This is a genomic window from Planktotalea frisia, assembly GCF_001890925.1.
Classification (GTDB): Bacteria; Pseudomonadota; Alphaproteobacteria; order Rhodobacterales; family Rhodobacteraceae; genus Planktotalea; species Planktotalea frisia.
Genome location: NZ_MLCB01000210.1, coordinates 1 through 16,278 on the forward strand (window position 1 = coordinate 1; position 16,278 = coordinate 16,278).

General features: G+C 52.5%; 17 protein-coding genes and 1 pseudogene. 17 read left to right on the top strand and 1 reads right to left on the bottom strand.

The window, feature by feature from the left end; all coding sequences use genetic code 11:
• Positions 1-39 precede the first annotated feature (39 nt).
• Entirely contained in the window at positions 40-798 is a 759-nt protein-coding gene (locus PFRI_RS19180; RefSeq protein ID WP_139292152.1) for a hypothetical protein, read from the bottom strand.
• 157 nt (positions 799-955) lie between these two features.
• On the opposite strand from PFRI_RS19180, the gene PFRI_RS19185 reads away from it, so the two are divergent.
• The 17 genes and pseudogenes from PFRI_RS19185 (at position 956) to PFRI_RS19265 (ending at position 16,070) form a co-directional block, all read left to right on the top strand.
• On the top strand, positions 956-1,213 hold the full coding sequence (locus PFRI_RS19185; protein ID WP_072632313.1) for a hypothetical protein: 258 nt from the start codon (positions 956-958) through the stop codon (positions 1,211-1,213).
• Complete coding sequence (locus PFRI_RS19190; protein ID WP_072632314.1) at positions 1,210-2,247, top strand: glycosyltransferase family 4 protein; 1,038 nt, start codon at positions 1,210-1,212, stop codon at positions 2,245-2,247. Before PFRI_RS19185 ends, PFRI_RS19190 begins: the two co-directional genes overlap by 4 nt.
• Before the next feature lie 76 nt (positions 2,248-2,323).
• On the top strand, positions 2,324-3,118 hold the full coding sequence (locus PFRI_RS19195; protein ID WP_072632315.1) for an ABC transporter permease: 795 nt from the start codon (positions 2,324-2,326) through the stop codon (positions 3,116-3,118).
• Position 3,119: 1 nt separating this feature from the next.
• Positions 3,120-3,863 (top strand): ABC transporter ATP-binding protein, encoded by a 744-nt coding sequence (locus PFRI_RS19200; RefSeq protein ID WP_072632316.1) that lies wholly within the window; start codon positions 3,120-3,122, stop codon positions 3,861-3,863.
• Positions 3,864-3,903: 40 nt separating this feature from the next.
• Positions 3,904-4,110, top strand: coding sequence for a hypothetical protein (locus tag PFRI_RS19205; protein WP_072632317.1), 207 nt, complete (start codon positions 3,904-3,906; stop codon positions 4,108-4,110).
• Positions 4,111-4,174: 64 nt separating this feature from the next.
• Positions 4,175-4,432: pseudogene (locus PFRI_RS19210) on the top strand (transposase); the annotation flags it as partial.
• Between the two features lie 26 nt (positions 4,433-4,458).
• The gene (locus tag PFRI_RS19215) at positions 4,459-5,484 is read left to right on the top strand and encodes a DegT/DnrJ/EryC1/StrS family aminotransferase (protein ID WP_245812483.1); all 1,026 of its coding nucleotides are present in this window, start codon (positions 4,459-4,461) and stop codon (positions 5,482-5,484) included.
• 83 nt (positions 5,485-5,567) lie between these two features.
• Entirely contained in the window at positions 5,568-7,289 is a 1,722-nt protein-coding gene (gene asnB / locus PFRI_RS19220; protein ID WP_072632320.1) for an asparagine synthase (glutamine-hydrolyzing), read from the top strand.
• A gap of 12 nt (positions 7,290-7,301) precedes the next feature.
• Positions 7,302-8,432, top strand: coding sequence for a hypothetical protein (locus PFRI_RS19225; RefSeq protein ID WP_072632321.1), 1,131 nt, complete (start codon positions 7,302-7,304; stop codon positions 8,430-8,432).
• A gap of 77 nt (positions 8,433-8,509) precedes the next feature.
• Entirely contained in the window at positions 8,510-9,805 is a 1,296-nt protein-coding gene (locus PFRI_RS19230) for a nucleotide sugar dehydrogenase (protein WP_072632322.1), read from the top strand.
• 15 nt (positions 9,806-9,820) lie between these two features.
• Positions 9,821-10,768: a Gfo/Idh/MocA family protein gene (locus PFRI_RS19235; protein WP_072632323.1), complete on the top strand. Its 948-nt coding sequence runs from the start codon at positions 9,821-9,823 to the stop codon at positions 10,766-10,768.
• Positions 10,765-11,355 (top strand): acyltransferase, encoded by a 591-nt coding sequence (locus PFRI_RS19240; protein WP_072632324.1) that lies wholly within the window; start codon positions 10,765-10,767, stop codon positions 11,353-11,355. The genes PFRI_RS19235 and PFRI_RS19240 overlap by 4 nt, the downstream gene beginning before the upstream one ends.
• Positions 11,356-11,358: 3 nt before the next feature.
• Positions 11,359-12,480, top strand: coding sequence for a DegT/DnrJ/EryC1/StrS family aminotransferase (locus PFRI_RS19245; RefSeq protein ID WP_072632325.1), 1,122 nt, complete (start codon positions 11,359-11,361; stop codon positions 12,478-12,480).
• Positions 12,473-13,747, top strand: a complete 1,275-nt coding sequence (locus PFRI_RS19250; protein ID WP_072632326.1) for a glycosyltransferase family 4 protein — start codon at positions 12,473-12,475, stop codon at positions 13,745-13,747. Before PFRI_RS19245 ends, PFRI_RS19250 begins: the two co-directional genes overlap by 8 nt.
• Positions 13,744-14,316 (top strand): sugar transferase, encoded by a 573-nt coding sequence (locus PFRI_RS19255; protein WP_072632327.1) that lies wholly within the window; start codon positions 13,744-13,746, stop codon positions 14,314-14,316. Before PFRI_RS19250 ends, PFRI_RS19255 begins: the two co-directional genes overlap by 4 nt.
• On the top strand, positions 14,313-14,909 hold the full coding sequence (locus tag PFRI_RS19260) for an acetyltransferase (protein WP_072632328.1): 597 nt from the start codon (positions 14,313-14,315) through the stop codon (positions 14,907-14,909). The genes PFRI_RS19255 and PFRI_RS19260 overlap by 4 nt, the downstream gene beginning before the upstream one ends.
• Before the next feature lie 3 nt (positions 14,910-14,912).
• Positions 14,913-16,070 (top strand): DegT/DnrJ/EryC1/StrS family aminotransferase, encoded by a 1,158-nt coding sequence (locus PFRI_RS19265; protein WP_072632329.1) that lies wholly within the window; start codon positions 14,913-14,915, stop codon positions 16,068-16,070.
• Positions 16,071-16,278 lie beyond the last annotated feature (208 nt).

Genomic DNA, 16,278 nt, shown 5'->3' on the forward strand with positions numbered 1-16,278 from the left:
CGGATCATGCGGTTAGCTGAATCGTTCTACGGTCAGACGTCAACCCGTCAAAAGTCGGGTGCTCGAGGACTCTGTGTATAGTCCAAATAGTGCTATGCCCAGACTGCGTCGCCGCCCGTGAGCTCCCATGTTTGGAACATAGAAAAAAATCAAAGCACAGGCCGCGATAAGCCAAGTCAGCATCGCCAAGCGACCGCCGCAATAAATCACAACAAACGTTGCCATAATTAATAAGCCGTATGGCACAAGTTTGCGGCGCGCAGACATGCTTTTAAAATCGTTAAAGCAGATCAGAGTCAGCGTTAAAAACCATAGCGGAGGAATCAGCGAGCTGGGGGTAAAAGCACGGACACGTGCGCCCTCACCTGCCTGAAAGTAGAACGCGGAAAGAACACAGAAAGATACACACAGCCCGACTGGCAGCCAATGCTTCAAAGTACTCTGTAAAGACGGCCGATCTTGGACGTAAACCATCAGCACGAAAACTAGAACAAGTGATGCCACTAAAGCCTCAAGCGCAAGTGGCGTGTAGTGTCCCCTGTTTCCCTCTAGTGAGGGGTACAGTAGGATGTTTACCAGTGATAGAACCAAGAACTGTAAGATTGCAAAGTGCTGCCACTTAAACGCAAAGCGAATATTTAAAACATTCTTATAATTAAGAGCAGCGCCGATCAGAATAAGGATCGCTGCGAGCTGAAGAGACGTGATATGAAATGCTGGAAAAACGCCGATACTTAGAGCCACTCCCGCATCAAGGACAGTCTGAAACTGTGTTTTTTTGGAAGCTTGCAGTTTCATGAACATCCGAGCCAGATCAAAGTTTTAAGTACGAGTCGCAGCGCATACTGGCACTATAAGTCGATATGCATCACATTGCAGTAGGTCAATGCTCTGGTCTATTCCTTGTTTTCCTAAAAGGTGACGCAGTCTCAGAAACAAGGTAGGAATAAATATCGTGACACGTACAAAAATTGCGGTTGTTGTGCCGAACCCCTGCGATCCAGATTATCGTGTGGTGAAACAAGCCGAAACGCTCGCGCAAGCAGGGTATGAGGTGCGCGTCTTTTGTACAAAGCCACGAGGATCCGATTTGCCTGACCTAGAAATTATTAACGGGGTTGAATACGTGCGCCGGTCATGGGGGCCAATTGCTGCGATAAAATCATTCCTGCGCAGAATGTTTCCCTTTAGCCCTCCAAAGACACAAGCATGAAGCGCCTCATTGCTCGCATCCGTCGGTCTATTTGGAACCTCGCACGTCTATTTTCCTACGGATTGTTCCGGCGTGAATTTGAAACGCCTATTGCTCAGTGGGCGCCGGATATCGTTCATGCACATGATACAATGGCTTTACTCGCAGCCTATCATGCGGCTCAACGCTGTGGCGCAAAGTTGATCTTTGATAGCCATGAGTTGGAGACACATCGCAATCCACCACAGCTTTGGATCAACCGGCTACAAACTCGCAAGATTGAGGCAAAGTACCTGCCGCAAGCTGCCAGAGTGATCACGGTTGGTCAGAAAATAGCTGATCACTTGAAACACGAATACGCAATTGAGTACCCCGCAGTGATCTATAACAGCCCACCTGTGGGTAATTGGCCAATCCCAAAAAAATGGCAACGTGGCGTGCGTTCAGATGTCCGGCAAGAAGCGGGGCTGTCTGCAGACACTGTGTTGATGGTCTACACTGGCAATATTGCGATTAACCGTGGCCTTGAAGAAACCATCAAAGGATTGGCGCTATATCAGGATGAACATCCGACACGGCCACTGATCCATTTGGCTGTTGTCGGACGTGCTGTTGATAGTACTTTAAGCGCACTCAAAGCTTTGGCCACTGCCCACGGGATGGAAGAACGATTGCACTTTCTCCCGCCAGTCGCTGCAAACGATGTAACACGTTTCATTTCCAGCGCCAGCCTTGCGGTGATACCGATCCTTCCTGAAACACTTTCTTATCAATATGCCATGCCCAACAAACTCTTTGAGGCAATGTTAGCGGGCTTACCGATTTTAGGAACGGACCTTGCAGAAATGGGGCCTTTTATACGACGGCACGCGTTGGGTGAAACATATGACAGCAGATCCACGACTGAATTTTCACAGTCATTGAAAGTCTTGCTAGATCCAACAGATCCTTCGACAGTGCCCGATGCAGAGCGTTACTCGAAACTTGCAGAGCAGTTTGGCTGGGAACACCAGTCAGAAAGGTTGCTTGATGTCTATAAGAAGGTGCTGGATTGACAATTTGTATGAAGCGGCGCTTTAAGCGCGAAATGCCGGACCCCGGCGTAGACAAAGCCATTTGGACAGGATGACTATGACGCAGCAGACAGGTGGTTTTTTCGCTACCGACATCAAACCCGGTATTTCGGATTTTTACAGTTGGAAGTCTCTGGCTCTTCGCGACATCAAAACGGCTTATCGACGGTCTTACCTAGGGATTATCTGGATCAGCCTTTCGACGACAATCACACTGGTCGCATTGTCGTTTGTATACTCATATCTTTTCCCAGTTACGCTCAGTGAATATCTACCGTTCTTGGCGGTAAGTTACGTGACATGGATCTATATCTCGATGTCTCTTAGTTCTTCGTGTCATGTGTTCATCACCAAACACACCTACATCAAACAGCGCCCCATTCCGTTGACCGTCTTTATGCTAAGCAACATCGGAATGAACTTGTTTATATTCGTGAACAATCTGGTTGTGTCCCTGTTCTTCGTACTTTTCGTCGGCAGCGGCTTTAGCTGGACCATGCTGATTTTACCGATTAGCTTTGCCATTCTAATTCTTACATCATTCGCGATGACGATGATCTTGGGGGTCTTGACCTGCCGCTTTCGCGACGTGGGGCAGATTATCAACTCCATCACGCAGCTTGCGTTTTTCGTGACGCCGATTTTGTGGAAACCAGAATTCTTATCAGGTCGCTTCATGATCGCATTCGCCAACCCGTTCTATCACTATATTGAACTTATCCGTGCGCCGATCATTGATCATAAGATCCCGTATAGCTCATTGGGCATCACATTAATTTTGACGACAATCATGTTGGTCTCTGGGTATTTGATCATCAGCAAAAAGCGGAACGTTATTCCGTTCTGGGTGTAATATGGCACGTATTGAAGTTGAAAACCTGTCGCTAGCTTATCCTGTTGTTCGTGTGGGTGCGTCCTTGCGCCGTATCGCTATGAGCGGCATGACAGGTGGTTTAATTAAACGTGGTCGCGACATCAGCACGATCCAAGCTATCCGAGACCTCTCAATGACCATTGAAAGTGGCGATCGGGTTGGTTTGATTGGTCACAATGGTGCGGGAAAATCGACCCTGCTTCGTGTTCTTGCAGGCATCTACAAACCCAGCTCTGGGGTATTGAACGTGGATGGTCGTATCGGGTCGTTGCTCGATATTGGTTTTGGCATTGATCCCGAAGAAACAGGCTGGGAAAATCTCCAATTCGTATTCGATATGATTGCCGAGGATCGCAGCGAAATTCCTGCGCTCATTGAAGAAGTGGCAGAGTTCACAGAGCTTGGTGAATTTTTAAGCATGCCGGTGCGTACTTATTCAACAGGTATGCAAATGCGGCTTTCTTTCGGAATTGCGACGGCAATGTCACCAAGCATCTTGTTGATGGACGAGGTAATTGGCGCTGGCGATGCGAGTTTTTATCTCAAGGCGGAAGAGCGCTTGCAAAAGCTCGCAAAGACCGCTGAAATTATAGTGCTCGCGACTCATTCTATCGACTTGATTACGTCATGGTGCACGAAGGTTGCCTGGATGGAAAAAGGTGAAATCGTAAAATTTGGTGAGGCTCAAGCTGTGATAGATGACTACCTCGCTGAGAAGCGTTGATGGTCTTCTAAGACTTCGACCGACTGAGTGAGACGTATAGATGAAAGCACGACTGAAACGACTAATTGTATCTGCGGGGCTGATCAAACCAGCCAAGCGTGTTTATCGCTCTATCATTCTGATAAAACATAGTCACTCCAGATTGACCAAACCGACAACATCAACAGACACGTCACCTAGTAAAGAGGCGTTGTTCAACATAGAGATCGACGCGGCCTTTGCTCTGATCTGGGCGGATAAGCTGTGACCTGCCCCCCGAAACTTCCCTCAGTTTAATGTAGAGTTTGCTCAACCATCGAAGGAGCAAACAAATGCGACAGAGTCGTTTTACTGAGGCCCAGATTATTGGGATGATCAAAGAGCAAGAAGCTGGAATGCCAACGGCTGAGGTGTGTCGTCGGCACGGCTTGAGCCCTGCGTCGTTCTACAAGTTCAAAGCCAAATACGGCGGCATGGACGTTTCTGACACCCACCGCCTTAAATCGCTGCAAGATGAGAACGCAAAGCTGAAGCGCTTGCTGGCGGATACGATGCTCGACAACGTTGTGCTGAAGGATTTGCTGGGAAAGAGCTGAAACCAGAAATTGATGCTGCTGTGGCGCGGGTTTTGGATAGTGGTTGGTATGTACTTGGTCCCGAAGTCGATACGTTTGAGGCAGACTGGGCCACCTACTGTGAAGCGGATCACGCGGTTGGCGTAGCCAATGGTCTCGACGCACTGAGCTTGTCTTTGCGCGCGCTTGATATCGGACCCGGGGACGAGGTTATCGTACCTTCAAACACTTACATCGCGACCTGGCTGGCTGTGTCCGGCGTTGGCGCAACCCCCGTTCCAGTCGAACCTGATCCAGCTACATACAACATCGACTCCGCACGAATTGCCGCTGCAATCACATCGCGCACGCGGGCGATTTTACCAGTGCATCTGTATGGTCAACCCGCTGATCTTGATCCAATCCTCAAGCTGGCGCGCGAACACAGTTTAGCGGTGATCGAGGATGCGGCCCAATGTCTGGGCGCACGCTATAAAGGTAAACGCATTGGCGCACATGGTGACATCGTATGCTGGAGCTTTTATCCGGGTAAAAATCTTGGCGCTATGGGCGACGCTGGTGCGATTACGACCAACCGTGCGGATCTGGCTGAACGTGTGCGCATGTTGCGCAACTACGGATCAAAAGAGAAGTATGTGAACGAAGAAGCAGGCGTGAACTCACGGCTTGATCCACTGCAAGCCGCAGTCCTGAGCGTTAAATTGAAAGTCCTTGATGAATGGACGGAACGCCGACGTGCTCTGGCCTCTTTCTACACAGATGCGTTTTCGGATAGTGGGCTTGCCTTGCCTCATGTGCCGAATTGGGCTGATCCTGTGTGGCACCTATACGTGCTCCAAACCCCGGATCGCGCGGCAATGCTAGAGCGGTTTGAGAAAGCTGGCATTGGAAGCCTCGTACATTATCCAATTCCATCACACATGCAAAAAGCCTATAAAGATGCGGCGATTGCACCTGGTGATCTTCCGCTTGCACGAGATATGGCAGCCCAGGTTCTGAGCCTGCCAATCGGCCCCGAGATCAGCAAAGACGTTGCCGAACGCGTGGTAGAGGTTGTTCTGGGATAGGGACGCCGCAATAAAGGTGTTTCGCCTTTCCTGACATGGAGATGTTGGATAGGTAGCAGTTCAATAAAGCATTGTGAGGTCATATGTGCGGAATCGTCGGAATCGTTGGGGACTACGTGAACGCACGTGGCGATGACGCTGCAGCCAAGCTCCAGCACGGTTTACAAGCCATTGCGCGGCGCGGACCTGACGGCGAAGGAACGTGGACGCACGATCGCGTCATGTTCGGACATGTACGCCTTGCGATTGTTGATCCCGATCCACGCTCTAACCAACCGATGGAATCCGATAACTGGACGCTTTGCTATAATGGCGAAGTGTATAATTTTCGCGAGATCCGCAAAACCCTCGAAGGATTGGGTCACACCTTTGTAACTCAGTCAGACACTGAAGTTTTATTGCTGAGTCTAGAGCAATGGGGCATCGAAGGCTGCTTGTCACGGATCGCAGGAATGTTTGCTTTTCTGGCGCATAACAAAGCCACGGGTCAAACCTATGCCGCACGCGATCACATGGGTATCAAGCCTTTGCTTTATGCGCGCGATGCCTCTGGGACACTTTTCCTTGGTTCTAGCATCACATCGATCCAGAAGATGTGTCCTGACGCCAACTTCACTATTAATAAAACAGCGCTTGCGTCATATTTTTCGCTTGGCGGCGTGCATGGTAGCCATACGTGCTTTGACGGGATCGAACGACTTGATCCAGCTCATTATATGGAGATCCTGCCGAACGGTGATCTAAACATCCATAAATACTGGGAACCACAATACCAAAGCAATTTCACGATGGTTGATTTGATCGCAATCGTGCGCGAATATCAAATCTCCGACGTGCAATCAGCGCTGTTTCTAAGCGGTGGTGTTGATAGCTCTTTCCTCGCTTGCGTTTACGATGATCTGGATTGCTTCCACCTGACATCACCCGAAGAGCCCTATGCACAGATGGTGGCGGATCGGTTTGGACGCAAATTGATCTCGGTCAAGCCCGATCTAGAAACCTACGAAGCAGATGTAGAGGCGGCAACGGCCTTTCACGGCGAACCGATGATGAGTGTTGGCATTCCTTTGGCGGTGTCGCGCGAAGTCAACAAGCACGGATACAAGATGGCCATCAGTGCCAATGGCGCCGACGAGCTGTTTTTAGGTTACAGCCGAACGCCAATGCCTGAGTACACACCTGATTATATGCCGTTGCACGAAACCCCATCCAAGCAGTTCATGGTTGAGCAGCTTCAGCATATTTTCCGCGATGATCGCAATTTCGAGATGCCTGCCCTGCGCGATGTGTTCCCTTCTATGCGTGATATCTACACGCAAAGCTTGGCAGAGCATCGCCTTGAGGGGTTCTCTGTCTCTGCAAGTCATCGTTGGGTCGAGTTGATGACCTATGTGCTCTCGGATCTGAACCCGACGTTAGACGCCGCTTCAATGTATAATAGTGTGGAAGTACGTGTTCCCTTTTTGGATCACCGCATTGTGCAAGGTGTTTTGTCTTGGGATGCCTCGGTCTTAGTCACGCCAGAGTTGGGCCGCAAAGCTCCTCTCAAGGAACATATCGCGAAGTATTTTCCACAGACCCTTTATCAGCGCACGAAACTTGGGTTTAGTATTCATTCTGAAAAGCTGGATGATATTTCAAAGCTTTCAGAGGCCGCTTTGAAGCAAGCGTTGAAAACCAAGACTATCGAGTTGCAAGGTGGCACACAGTTTGGCGAGTACGAACGTGACATGATTTACCTTGGAAATTCTCTGTTCGGGTTTTCCAAATGGGCAGACGCAAACTGCCTGAATACAGAGCATTGAAGGAGCCGTGATATGAATTCCAGAGCAGTTATCGCACGGCTTGCCCGCGAACTGATCCCGGCCCCGACGCTTGGGCGACTTGTGTATGTCAAACGCGGTATAACTGGGCCGCGACAGCAATTGATCGCTGATCTAGCAAGGTTATCACAGCGCGTTTTAAGCCCAACGATGCATTTGCGGGTGCGCCGCATGGCGTCAAAGGTTTTGAAACGTCCTCCCGTTGCGCAAGCGCTTGGGCAAAATGGGACGCAAACCGCCAAACCGCCTGAAGTCCGACTGAAAGGCCCATTTTACTTTCGCGGCCAGAGCTATGAAAGCCTGAGCGCCCTTAAGGAAACACATGGAACCCTCAAAGCGGATATGGTGATCACCAGCGCGTTTCTAGGGCGTCATGAAGTGCTCGACATGATGGTGACCGAAGCCACGGCAACCCCAGAGGGTTATGAGGTTCTGGTCTGTCTTGCAGGCAGTTCAAGCGAAGATGAAGCCTACCTAAAGGACGTTACTGCCCGCAATCCAGATGTACTTGGCATGCTTGGCCCAAACTCACCCGTTGGACGCAAATGGCAAAGCGTTGTCGATCTGGCCCGCGCCAGCAGTGATTTTCAGTTGCTCGGCATCACGGGAAGCGATGATATCCTACCCGTAGGGCTGATCACCTCTATTATTGAGCGTCATCGTGTATGTTGCAGCCACGACAGCATCATTCCTTTTGCCACATCCCTTTACGGCACCATGCAATGGCTGATTTTTTCGAACTCAGACAAAGACACCCTTTCACCGCAGCTTATAAAATGTAGCTATAAGTTGGGCAGCGCGATTATGCCGCTTGGTGCTGGCCGATTTTACTCTCGCAAGGTTATGGACGATTTCGAAGGTGACATTTTTGAAGTCTCTCAAAACCGCTTGCTGGATGATAAAGGGTTCTACAAAATTCATAATAGCGGCCTGGGTGTGGAATATTACGGCGTTACTCAAGGTGCGGTCTTAAGCCTCAAAGGGGATTGGAGTCAGATGAACAGCTTTGATGCAATCCTTCAGGTACCAACAGTGAAGGCAAGTGAGTTCTCTTTTGAAGGATATGATTTGCTACGCAAGCAACTGACAGCACCAACGTTTGAACGTATCTTTGGCGGAGCCTAAACTGATCTTGCACATCACCCGTGAAAAACAAATTGTCGCAAACTGTTTAAATAAAAATTGGAACTAGAAGGTTGGAAATGAATTTCTCAGATAAAGTGGCCGACAAGACCGCGAAGGTTGGTATCCTCGGGCTTGGATATGTTGGCATTCCCTTGGCGCTTCGTGTGCATGAAGTTGGCCTTCCTGTTTTAGGCTTGGACATCGATACGCGTCGCGTAGAGCAGCTCAATGCTGGTAAAAGCCCGATCAAGCATATCTCAGGTGATGAAATCAACGCCATGCGCCAAGGCGGATTTGAAGCCACCACCGATTTCAGCCGCGCCGCTGAATGCGACGCACTGCTGATCTGCGTGCCCACACCGCTGGATAAAACCCGTGAGCCGGACCTTAGCTTTGTGACCGCCACGATGGATCTGATCGCGCCTTATTTGCGCAAAGGCCAACTGGTGTCGCTCGAGAGCACAACATGGCCCGGCACCACCCGTGAAATTCTGTTGCCCTACCTTGAGAAAGCGGGCCTCACAGCAGGCGTTGATGCCTATCTCGTTTACTCGCCTGAGCGCGAAGATCCCGGCAACGAGAACTTCACCACGCGGACTATTCCAAAGGTCGTTGGCGGCATGACGCCTGCGTGTTTGGACGCAGGTGTCGCGCTTTATGGCGCCTTCATTGACCATGTGGTTCCTGTGAGTTCCACTGACGCTTCCGAGATGGTCAAGCTACTCGAAAACATCCACCGCTCGATCAACATCGGTCTGGTGAACGAACTCAAGGTGGTAGCCGATGCTATGGGTCTCGATATTTTCGAGATCGTGGATGCCGCCAAGACCAAGCCGTTTGGCTTTACCGCTTATTACCCCGGCCCCGGTATCGGTGGTCACTGTATCCCGATCGATCCGTTTTACCTCACGTGGAAAGCCCGCGAGTTTGGCTTGCACACACGCTTCATCGAGCTGGCAGGCGAGATCAATGAGGCGATGCCGCAGTATGTTGTCGACAAAACTGTGCGCGCGTTGAACGAGGCAGGCAAGTCGCTGAAAGGTGCAAAGGTTCTCGCCCTTGGCATTGCATACAAACGTGACGTGGACGACATGCGCGAAAGCCCCTCGGTCTTCGTGATGGAGCTGTTGCGCGATTGGGGTGCGGATGTTGCCTATTCCGATTCCAACGTTCCGGTCTTTCCAGAGATGCGCGAGCATAATTTCGACCTCAGCTCGGTGGATCTGAGCCCGGAGGTTCTAGAGAGCTATGATGCTGTAATCCTGCTCACCGACCATACTGATTTTGACTATGACATGATCCGCAAGCATGCCCCTATTCTCGTCGACACACGCGGTAAGTTCCGCGGTGACGAAGGTGTTGTGCGCGCGTAAAAGAAAGACACTAACATGACCAATTATGCTCTGATCGGCGCTGCCGGCTATATCGCGCCACGCCACTTGAAGGCGATGAAAGAAACCGGCGGCACGCTGCATGCGGCCTATGACATCAACGATAGCGTTGGCATCATGGACAGCCATTTCCCTGACGCGGCTTTCTTTACCGAGTTCGAACAATTCGACGCTCATGTGCATGATCTGCGCACGCACGGCACGGGCATTGATTACGTCGGTATCTGCTCACCAAACTATTTGCATAAATCGCACATGGGTTTTGCTCTGCGCGCAGGCGCTGATGCGATCTGCGAGAAGCCATTGGTGCTGGACCCCTCCGACATTGATCATCTCGCCGCTCTTGAGAAAGAGACAGGCAAGCGCATTCATTCCATCTTGCAACTGCGTCTTCACCACTCGATCATCGCTTTGAAAGAAAAGATTGCAGCTGGTCCCAAAGACAAAATCTACGACGTGGATCTGGGGTACTTCACCTCGCGCGGCTCTTGGTATCACGCGTCTTGGAAAGGCTTTGATCAAAAGTCCGGCGGCATCGCCACCAACATCGGTGTGCACTTCTATGACATGCTGTCTTTCGTGTTCGGCCCGATGAAAGAAAACATCGTGCATCACCGTGGCACAGATGCGGCCGCGGGTTATCTCGAGTTCGCTCAAGCGCGCGTGCGCTGGGTTCTCTCAATCAACCGCGATCACTTGCCCGCGCATACGCCTGCAGATCAAAGCACGCACCGCTCCATCACGGTTGAGGGCGAAGAGATCGAATTCTCTGGCGGCTTTACCGATCTGCACACTGCGTCTTATCAGAACGTGCTCGATGGCGGCGGCTATGGTCTGGATGTGGTGCGCCCCTCCATCGAGCTGGTCTCTCACATCCGCACAGCTGCAATCGAGCCAAATCGTGGCGAGCAGCATCCAGACATCAAAAAGATCATCGCAGGATGATTGAAACGGGCGCAAACATACATGAGAGCGCGTTTGTCCATGACAGCGCTTGGATCGATGCGCCCGTCACCGTTGGTGCAGATGTCAAAATCTGGCACTTTGTGCATGTGCTGGGTCATACGACCGTTGGCGCAGGATCATCCCTTGGTCAAAACGTCATGGCAGGTCCCCATGTGACCATCGGCACAGGCTGCAAAATCCAGAACAACGTCGCGCTTTATAAGGGCGTGACCCTGGAGGATGATGTGTTCTGTGGACCGTCCTGTGTGTTTACCAACGTGTTGACCCCGCGCGCGCATGTGCAGCGCAAGGATGAGTTTGGCGAAACACTGGTGAAACGTGGCGCGACGATTGGTGCCAATGCCACCATCGTTTGCGGCAACACGCTGGGTGCTTATTGCATGATTGCAGCGGGTGCTGTGGTCACAAAGGATGTCCCTGATTACGCGTTGATGGCAGGCATTCCTGCGCGCCGTCTTGGCTGGGTGTCGCGATCTGGCGATCGCCTCGGCCACGATCTAACATGCCCCCGCACAGGCGAGATTTATAAACAGACGGGCGACAGCCTCACTCTACTTTCGGAGTAACCCATGCAGTTCATCGACCTCAAAGCCCAGCAAGCGCGCATCAAAGACAAGATCGATAAGCGTATCGCCACAGTGCTTGATCATGGTGCCTATATTCTTGGCCCTGAAGTCACCGAGCTAGAGACGAAGCTATCCGAATTCTGCGGTGCCAAACATACGATCACCTGCGCCAATGGGACGGATGCGCTGCAACTCGCGCTGATGGCGCTGGGTGTACGTACGGGGGACGCTGTGTTCTGCCCGTCGTTCACATTTGCTGCGACAGCCGAAGTCGTGCCGTGCATGGGCGCTGTTCCCGTCTTTGTCGAGGTTGATCCCATCTCGTTCAACATGGATCCCGAAAGCCTGAAACGCGCGATTGCCCATGCCAAAGAGATTGGCCTGACGCCCAAGGTTGTCATCCCTGTTGATCTGTTCGGCCTACCAGCGGATTACGACGCGATCACTGCGATTGCCGATGCCGAGGGTCTCAAGATGATCGGTGATAGTGCGCAGGGGTTTGGTGGCGTGTACCGTGGCAAGACCACAGGCAGCTTTGGCGATCTGGCGACGACCTCTTTCTTCCCTGCCAAGCCTTTGGGCTGTTACGGCGATGGTGGTGCGATGTTTACGGACGATGATGACCTCGCCGAACTGCTGATTTCGCTCAGGTTCCATGGCAAGGGCGATTACAAATACAACAACGTGCGCATTGGCATGAATTCGCGGCTCGACACGATCCAGGCGGCGATCCTGCTCGAAAAACTCGCGATCTATCCTGATGAGATCGAGGCGCGCCAGCGCGTGGCCGACCGCTATACAGATGCGTTGCAAAATGTGATCGACACGCCGCATGTGGGCAACGAAAGCCAATCCATCTGGGCGCAATACACGCTGAAAACCCGCGCAGGGCAGGACCGCGAAGCGATCATGAGTGCGATGAAAGACGCAGGGGTTCCAACGATGATCTACTACCCGATGCCGCTTCATACGCAAAAAGCCTATGATAAATTCCCCACCGACCCTGCGGGCATGGATGTGTCTGATGCTTTGGCGAAACAAGTGTTTTCCCTGCCCATGCATCCCTATTTAGACACTGATACGCAGGATAAAGTGATCACTACCTTGCGCGCAGCACTTGGCTGAACAAATGCGTGTCTGGATCATCAAGACGGGTGAACCAGTCCCGCATCTTCCTGCAGAATCCGGGGACCGTTTGTTTCGCGCGGGGCTCATGGCGCAGACTTTGCATGAACGTGGGCATCATGTGACGTGGTGGACGGGGTGTTTTCATCACCAACTCAAGATCATGCGCGATGTGGTGCACTCGACACCTGTGCGCCCGAACCCTGATGGACCGGAAATGATCTTTCTGCCCTCCAAAGGCTATAAGCGTCACATCTCCCCTGCCCGCTTCATAGATCACGCGCAAATACGCCGTGCGTTTACGCGCCTTGCGCCGCTGCAAACCCGCCCTGATGTCATTCTTTGTGCATGGCCAACCATTGATCTGGCATTTGCGGCCGTGCAGTTTGGACGGGCGCATAACATTCCAGTGGTCTTGGATATTCGCGATCTGTGGCCGGATATTTTCTATGAGCGGATCACGGCTAAAACAGGCCTGCCTTTCAAGAACTACTTTCTGCCATGGGAGCGGATGGGCAAACGTGCGGTACAAGGCGCGGATGCGCTGATCTCGATCACCGGTGGCATGCTGGAATGGGGTCAACACCGTTTCGCGCGCGAAACAACAAAGCGCGACCGCGTGTTTCACCAGAGCCAAAGCGCTACGCAAATGCGCGAAGATTTGGGGTTTTGGGCAGAGCGCGGCGTTGACTTGGATGCCCCTAAAACCCGTCTGGTTTGGGCGGGCACGTTGATTTCTGATTTGGACATTCAGACCCTATTAAAGGCGATTGAGGCTCTACCAGAGGCGGCTGCTCGTGAATTGGAGTTCGTCTTTTGTGGCTCTGGCGATCTGTCCCCGCGCATTGAGCAAATGGCAGAGCGCTTGCCTCATGTGGTGTTCGGGGGCTGGGTGTCGCAAAATGCGTTGAACGCTCTTTATGCGCGCAGCCATATTGGACTGATGTGTTATCTGGACCGCTTTGATTTCCAACTCTCGATCCCCAACAAGGTCGCGGATTTTACCCGTTCCGAGTTGCGTGTGTTGACCAATCTAAAGGGTGAAATGCAACGCGTGCTGGGCTCTGAAGATCTGCTCATTTCCTATCCTACGGGTGACGCAGAAGCATTGTGCGCGCGTCTGGTCGAGATTGCAGAAGATCCCGCGCATTACCGCAGCCCCGCCCCCAAAGCGCGCGCGTTGTTTGAACGCCAGTTTGACGCGCATGTCGTGATGTCCGAGTTTGCCGATTATATCGAGCAGATCGCTCATGAGGGCTGCACATGAAACGAATGATGGACATCCTTGGCGCAGGTGTGGGGTTGATCCTGCTCTCGCCTGTGATTGTACTGCTTTGGGTGTTGATCCGTCGCAACCTTGGCACGCCTGTGCTGTTTCGCCAGATCCGTCCGGGCAAGGATGGCGTCCCCTTCGAGATGATCAAATTCCGTACGATGAAAGACGGTACTGGCCCTGACAGCGAACGCCTAACACCCCTTGGCGCAAAGCTGCGCAGCAGCTCGCTGGATGAACTGCCTGAACTTTGGAATGTGCTCATAGGCGAGATGAGCCTTGTGGGCCCGCGCCCCCTGCTCATGGAATATCTGCCGCTTTACTCTGAACGCCAAGCGCGCCGCCACGCGCTGCGCCCCGGGGTGACAGGCTGGGCGCAAATCAACGGGCGCAATGCGATTGGCTGGCCTGAAAAACTGAAGCTTGATGTGTGGTACGTTGAAAATCGCTCGCTCATGCTAGATCTAAAAATCATCGCATTGACGGTGAAAAAGGTGCTAAAACGCGATGGAATATCCGCCGCAGGAGACGTGACAATGCCCAAATTCACAGGTGAGCAATGAGAGCGCTGCGTATCATCGGCGCAGGTGGGCATGGCCGTGTTCTGGCTGATATCGCTGAGGGCATGGGCTACACCGATATTGCCTTTCTGGATGCTAACTATCCCGACTTTGCGCGCAGTGGTGTTTGGGATGTGATTGGCACACCTAGCGATATTGAGAGTGACACGGATTACGCACTTGGTATTGGCGACAATCAGGCCCGAATAGGCCTGTTAGAGTCTCTTCCGGCCGATCTTGCGACGCTGATTCATCCGTCTGCGACCGTCTCTCCCCATGCTGAAATCGGCAAGGGAAGTGTGATTTGTGCGGGCGCTGTTGTAGGTGCCTTTGCCAAGCTCGGAACAGGTTGCATTGTGAACACAGGCGCCAGTGTCGATCATGATTGCGTGCTTGCGGATGGTGCGCATATTTCACCGGGTGCTCATCTGGGTGGCGGTGTTTTTGTTGGTGCACGCACGTGGATCGGGATCGGCGCGGTTGTACGCGAATATAAGTCTATCGGCGCGGATGCGATGATTGGTGCGGGCGCGGCTGTCACCCTTGATGTGCCCAGCGGCGCGCGCGTTGGCGGCGTGCCTGCGAAGGAGTTTTAGAGCATGCTCAACGGACCTTTCTCTCCTTGGCCCAGCTTTACCCAAGAAGAAGCCGACGCTGTGTCCAGCGTGCTTTTATCAAACAAGGTGAACTATTGGACCGGCACGATCGGGCGTGAGTTTGAAAAAGAGTTCGCGCGCTTTGCCGGCACCAATCACGCGATTGCTTTGGCCAATGGCACGCTCGCGCTGGATCTGGCTTTGCATGGTCTTTGCATCGGCAGCGTGAATGGTGGATCTGCGGATGATGAAGTCATCGTCACGCCGCGCAGCTTCATTGCGTCTGCGTCGTGCGTGGTGAATGCGGGGGCGAAACCTGTGTTTGCAGATGTGGACCGCGACAGTCAGAATATCACCCCTGCCACGGTAGAGCCGTTGCTCACCGCCAATACCAAGGCGATCATCTGCGTGCATCTCGCGGGCTGGCCTTGTGACATGGAGGGCTTTCGCGCCTTGGCCGAGCCCCGCGGGATCAAGCTGATCGAGGATTGCGCGCAAGCGCATGGCACCCAGCTCAATGGCGTGCCTGTGGGTGGGCTTGGCGATGTGGCTGCATGGTCGTTTTGTCAGGACAAGATCATGACCACAGGCGGCGAAGGTGGCATGCTCACCTGCAACGATGAGACCATGTGGCGACGCATGTGGGCGTTCAAGGATCACGGCAAAAGCTGGGAAGCGGTCTATGAGCGCGAGCACGCGCCGGGCTATCGTTGGCTGCATGAAAGCATTGGTACCAACTGGCGCCTCACCGAAATGCAATCAGCCATTGGCCGTATCCAGCTTGGCCGTATGCCAGAGTGGCAAGCCGTGCGCACGCAGAACGCAAATGTTATTCTGGAGGCCGCGCGCTCAAATGCGCTGTTTCGTGTGCCCGAGGTGCCAAAACCCGTGCGCCATGGTTGGTACAAAGCCTATGTCATTGTGAACGGCAACGCGGCGTTGCGCGACCGGATCATGGCAGAGATCATATTACAGGGTGTGCCGTGTTTTTCGGGCTCTTGCTCTGAAATCTACCGCGAAAAAGCCTTCGCGTCCGGCCATGCGACCTTGCCTGTGGCGCAAGAGTTGGGCGACACAAGCTTGCTGTTTCTTGTGCACCCGACACTGAGCGCGGCGGAAGTGGCAAAGACGGCTGATGTGATTGCAGGCGTGCGTGTTTAGTCCGAACAGAGTTGATCTAGCAGATTAATTAAAGTCTTTGTGCTGTGTCTGCGAGTATAGCGTTCCTTGGTGTTGTGCGCTTTGGGTGTTGGGCTGTAACCTTGCAAGAATTCCTTAATCGCATCTTCGGAATTGTCGCACTGACCTGCCCCCCTAGGCTCCCTCATTCATAACGAGAGTTTGCGGGTTTGGATTTCATATTCTTTAT

What these genes read in the sequence shown, in the direction of transcription:
- PFRI_RS19265 (WP_072632329.1), top strand. Translation starts at nt 14,913, where the DNA reads ATGCTCAACGGACCTTTCTCTCCTTGGCCCAGCTTTACCCAAGAAGAA.
- PFRI_RS19260 (WP_072632328.1), top strand. Translation starts at nt 14,313, where the DNA reads ATGAGAGCGCTGCGTATCATCGGCGCAGGTGGGCATGGCCGTGTTCTG.
- PFRI_RS19180 (WP_139292152.1), bottom strand. Translation starts at nt 798, where the DNA reads ATGAAACTGCAAGCTTCCAAAAAAACACAGTTTCAGACTGTCCTTGAT.
- PFRI_RS19190 (WP_072632314.1), top strand. Translation starts at nt 1,210, where the DNA reads ATGAAGCGCCTCATTGCTCGCATCCGTCGGTCTATTTGGAACCTCGCA.
- PFRI_RS19245 (WP_072632325.1), top strand. Translation starts at nt 11,359, where the DNA reads ATGCAGTTCATCGACCTCAAAGCCCAGCAAGCGCGCATCAAAGACAAG.
- asnB (WP_072632320.1), top strand. Translation starts at nt 5,568, where the DNA reads ATGTGCGGAATCGTCGGAATCGTTGGGGACTACGTGAACGCACGTGGC.
- PFRI_RS19255 (WP_072632327.1), top strand. Translation starts at nt 13,744, where the DNA reads ATGAAACGAATGATGGACATCCTTGGCGCAGGTGTGGGGTTGATCCTG.
- PFRI_RS19225 (WP_072632321.1), top strand. Translation starts at nt 7,302, where the DNA reads ATGAATTCCAGAGCAGTTATCGCACGGCTTGCCCGCGAACTGATCCCG.
- PFRI_RS19240 (WP_072632324.1), top strand. Translation starts at nt 10,765, where the DNA reads ATGATTGAAACGGGCGCAAACATACATGAGAGCGCGTTTGTCCATGAC.
- PFRI_RS19230 (WP_072632322.1), top strand. Translation starts at nt 8,510, where the DNA reads ATGAATTTCTCAGATAAAGTGGCCGACAAGACCGCGAAGGTTGGTATC.
- PFRI_RS19205 (WP_072632317.1), top strand. Translation starts at nt 3,904, where the DNA reads ATGAAAGCACGACTGAAACGACTAATTGTATCTGCGGGGCTGATCAAA.
- PFRI_RS19200 (WP_072632316.1), top strand. Translation starts at nt 3,120, where the DNA reads ATGGCACGTATTGAAGTTGAAAACCTGTCGCTAGCTTATCCTGTTGTT.
- PFRI_RS19235 (WP_072632323.1), top strand. Translation starts at nt 9,821, where the DNA reads ATGACCAATTATGCTCTGATCGGCGCTGCCGGCTATATCGCGCCACGC.
- PFRI_RS19195 (WP_072632315.1), top strand. Translation starts at nt 2,324, where the DNA reads ATGACGCAGCAGACAGGTGGTTTTTTCGCTACCGACATCAAACCCGGT.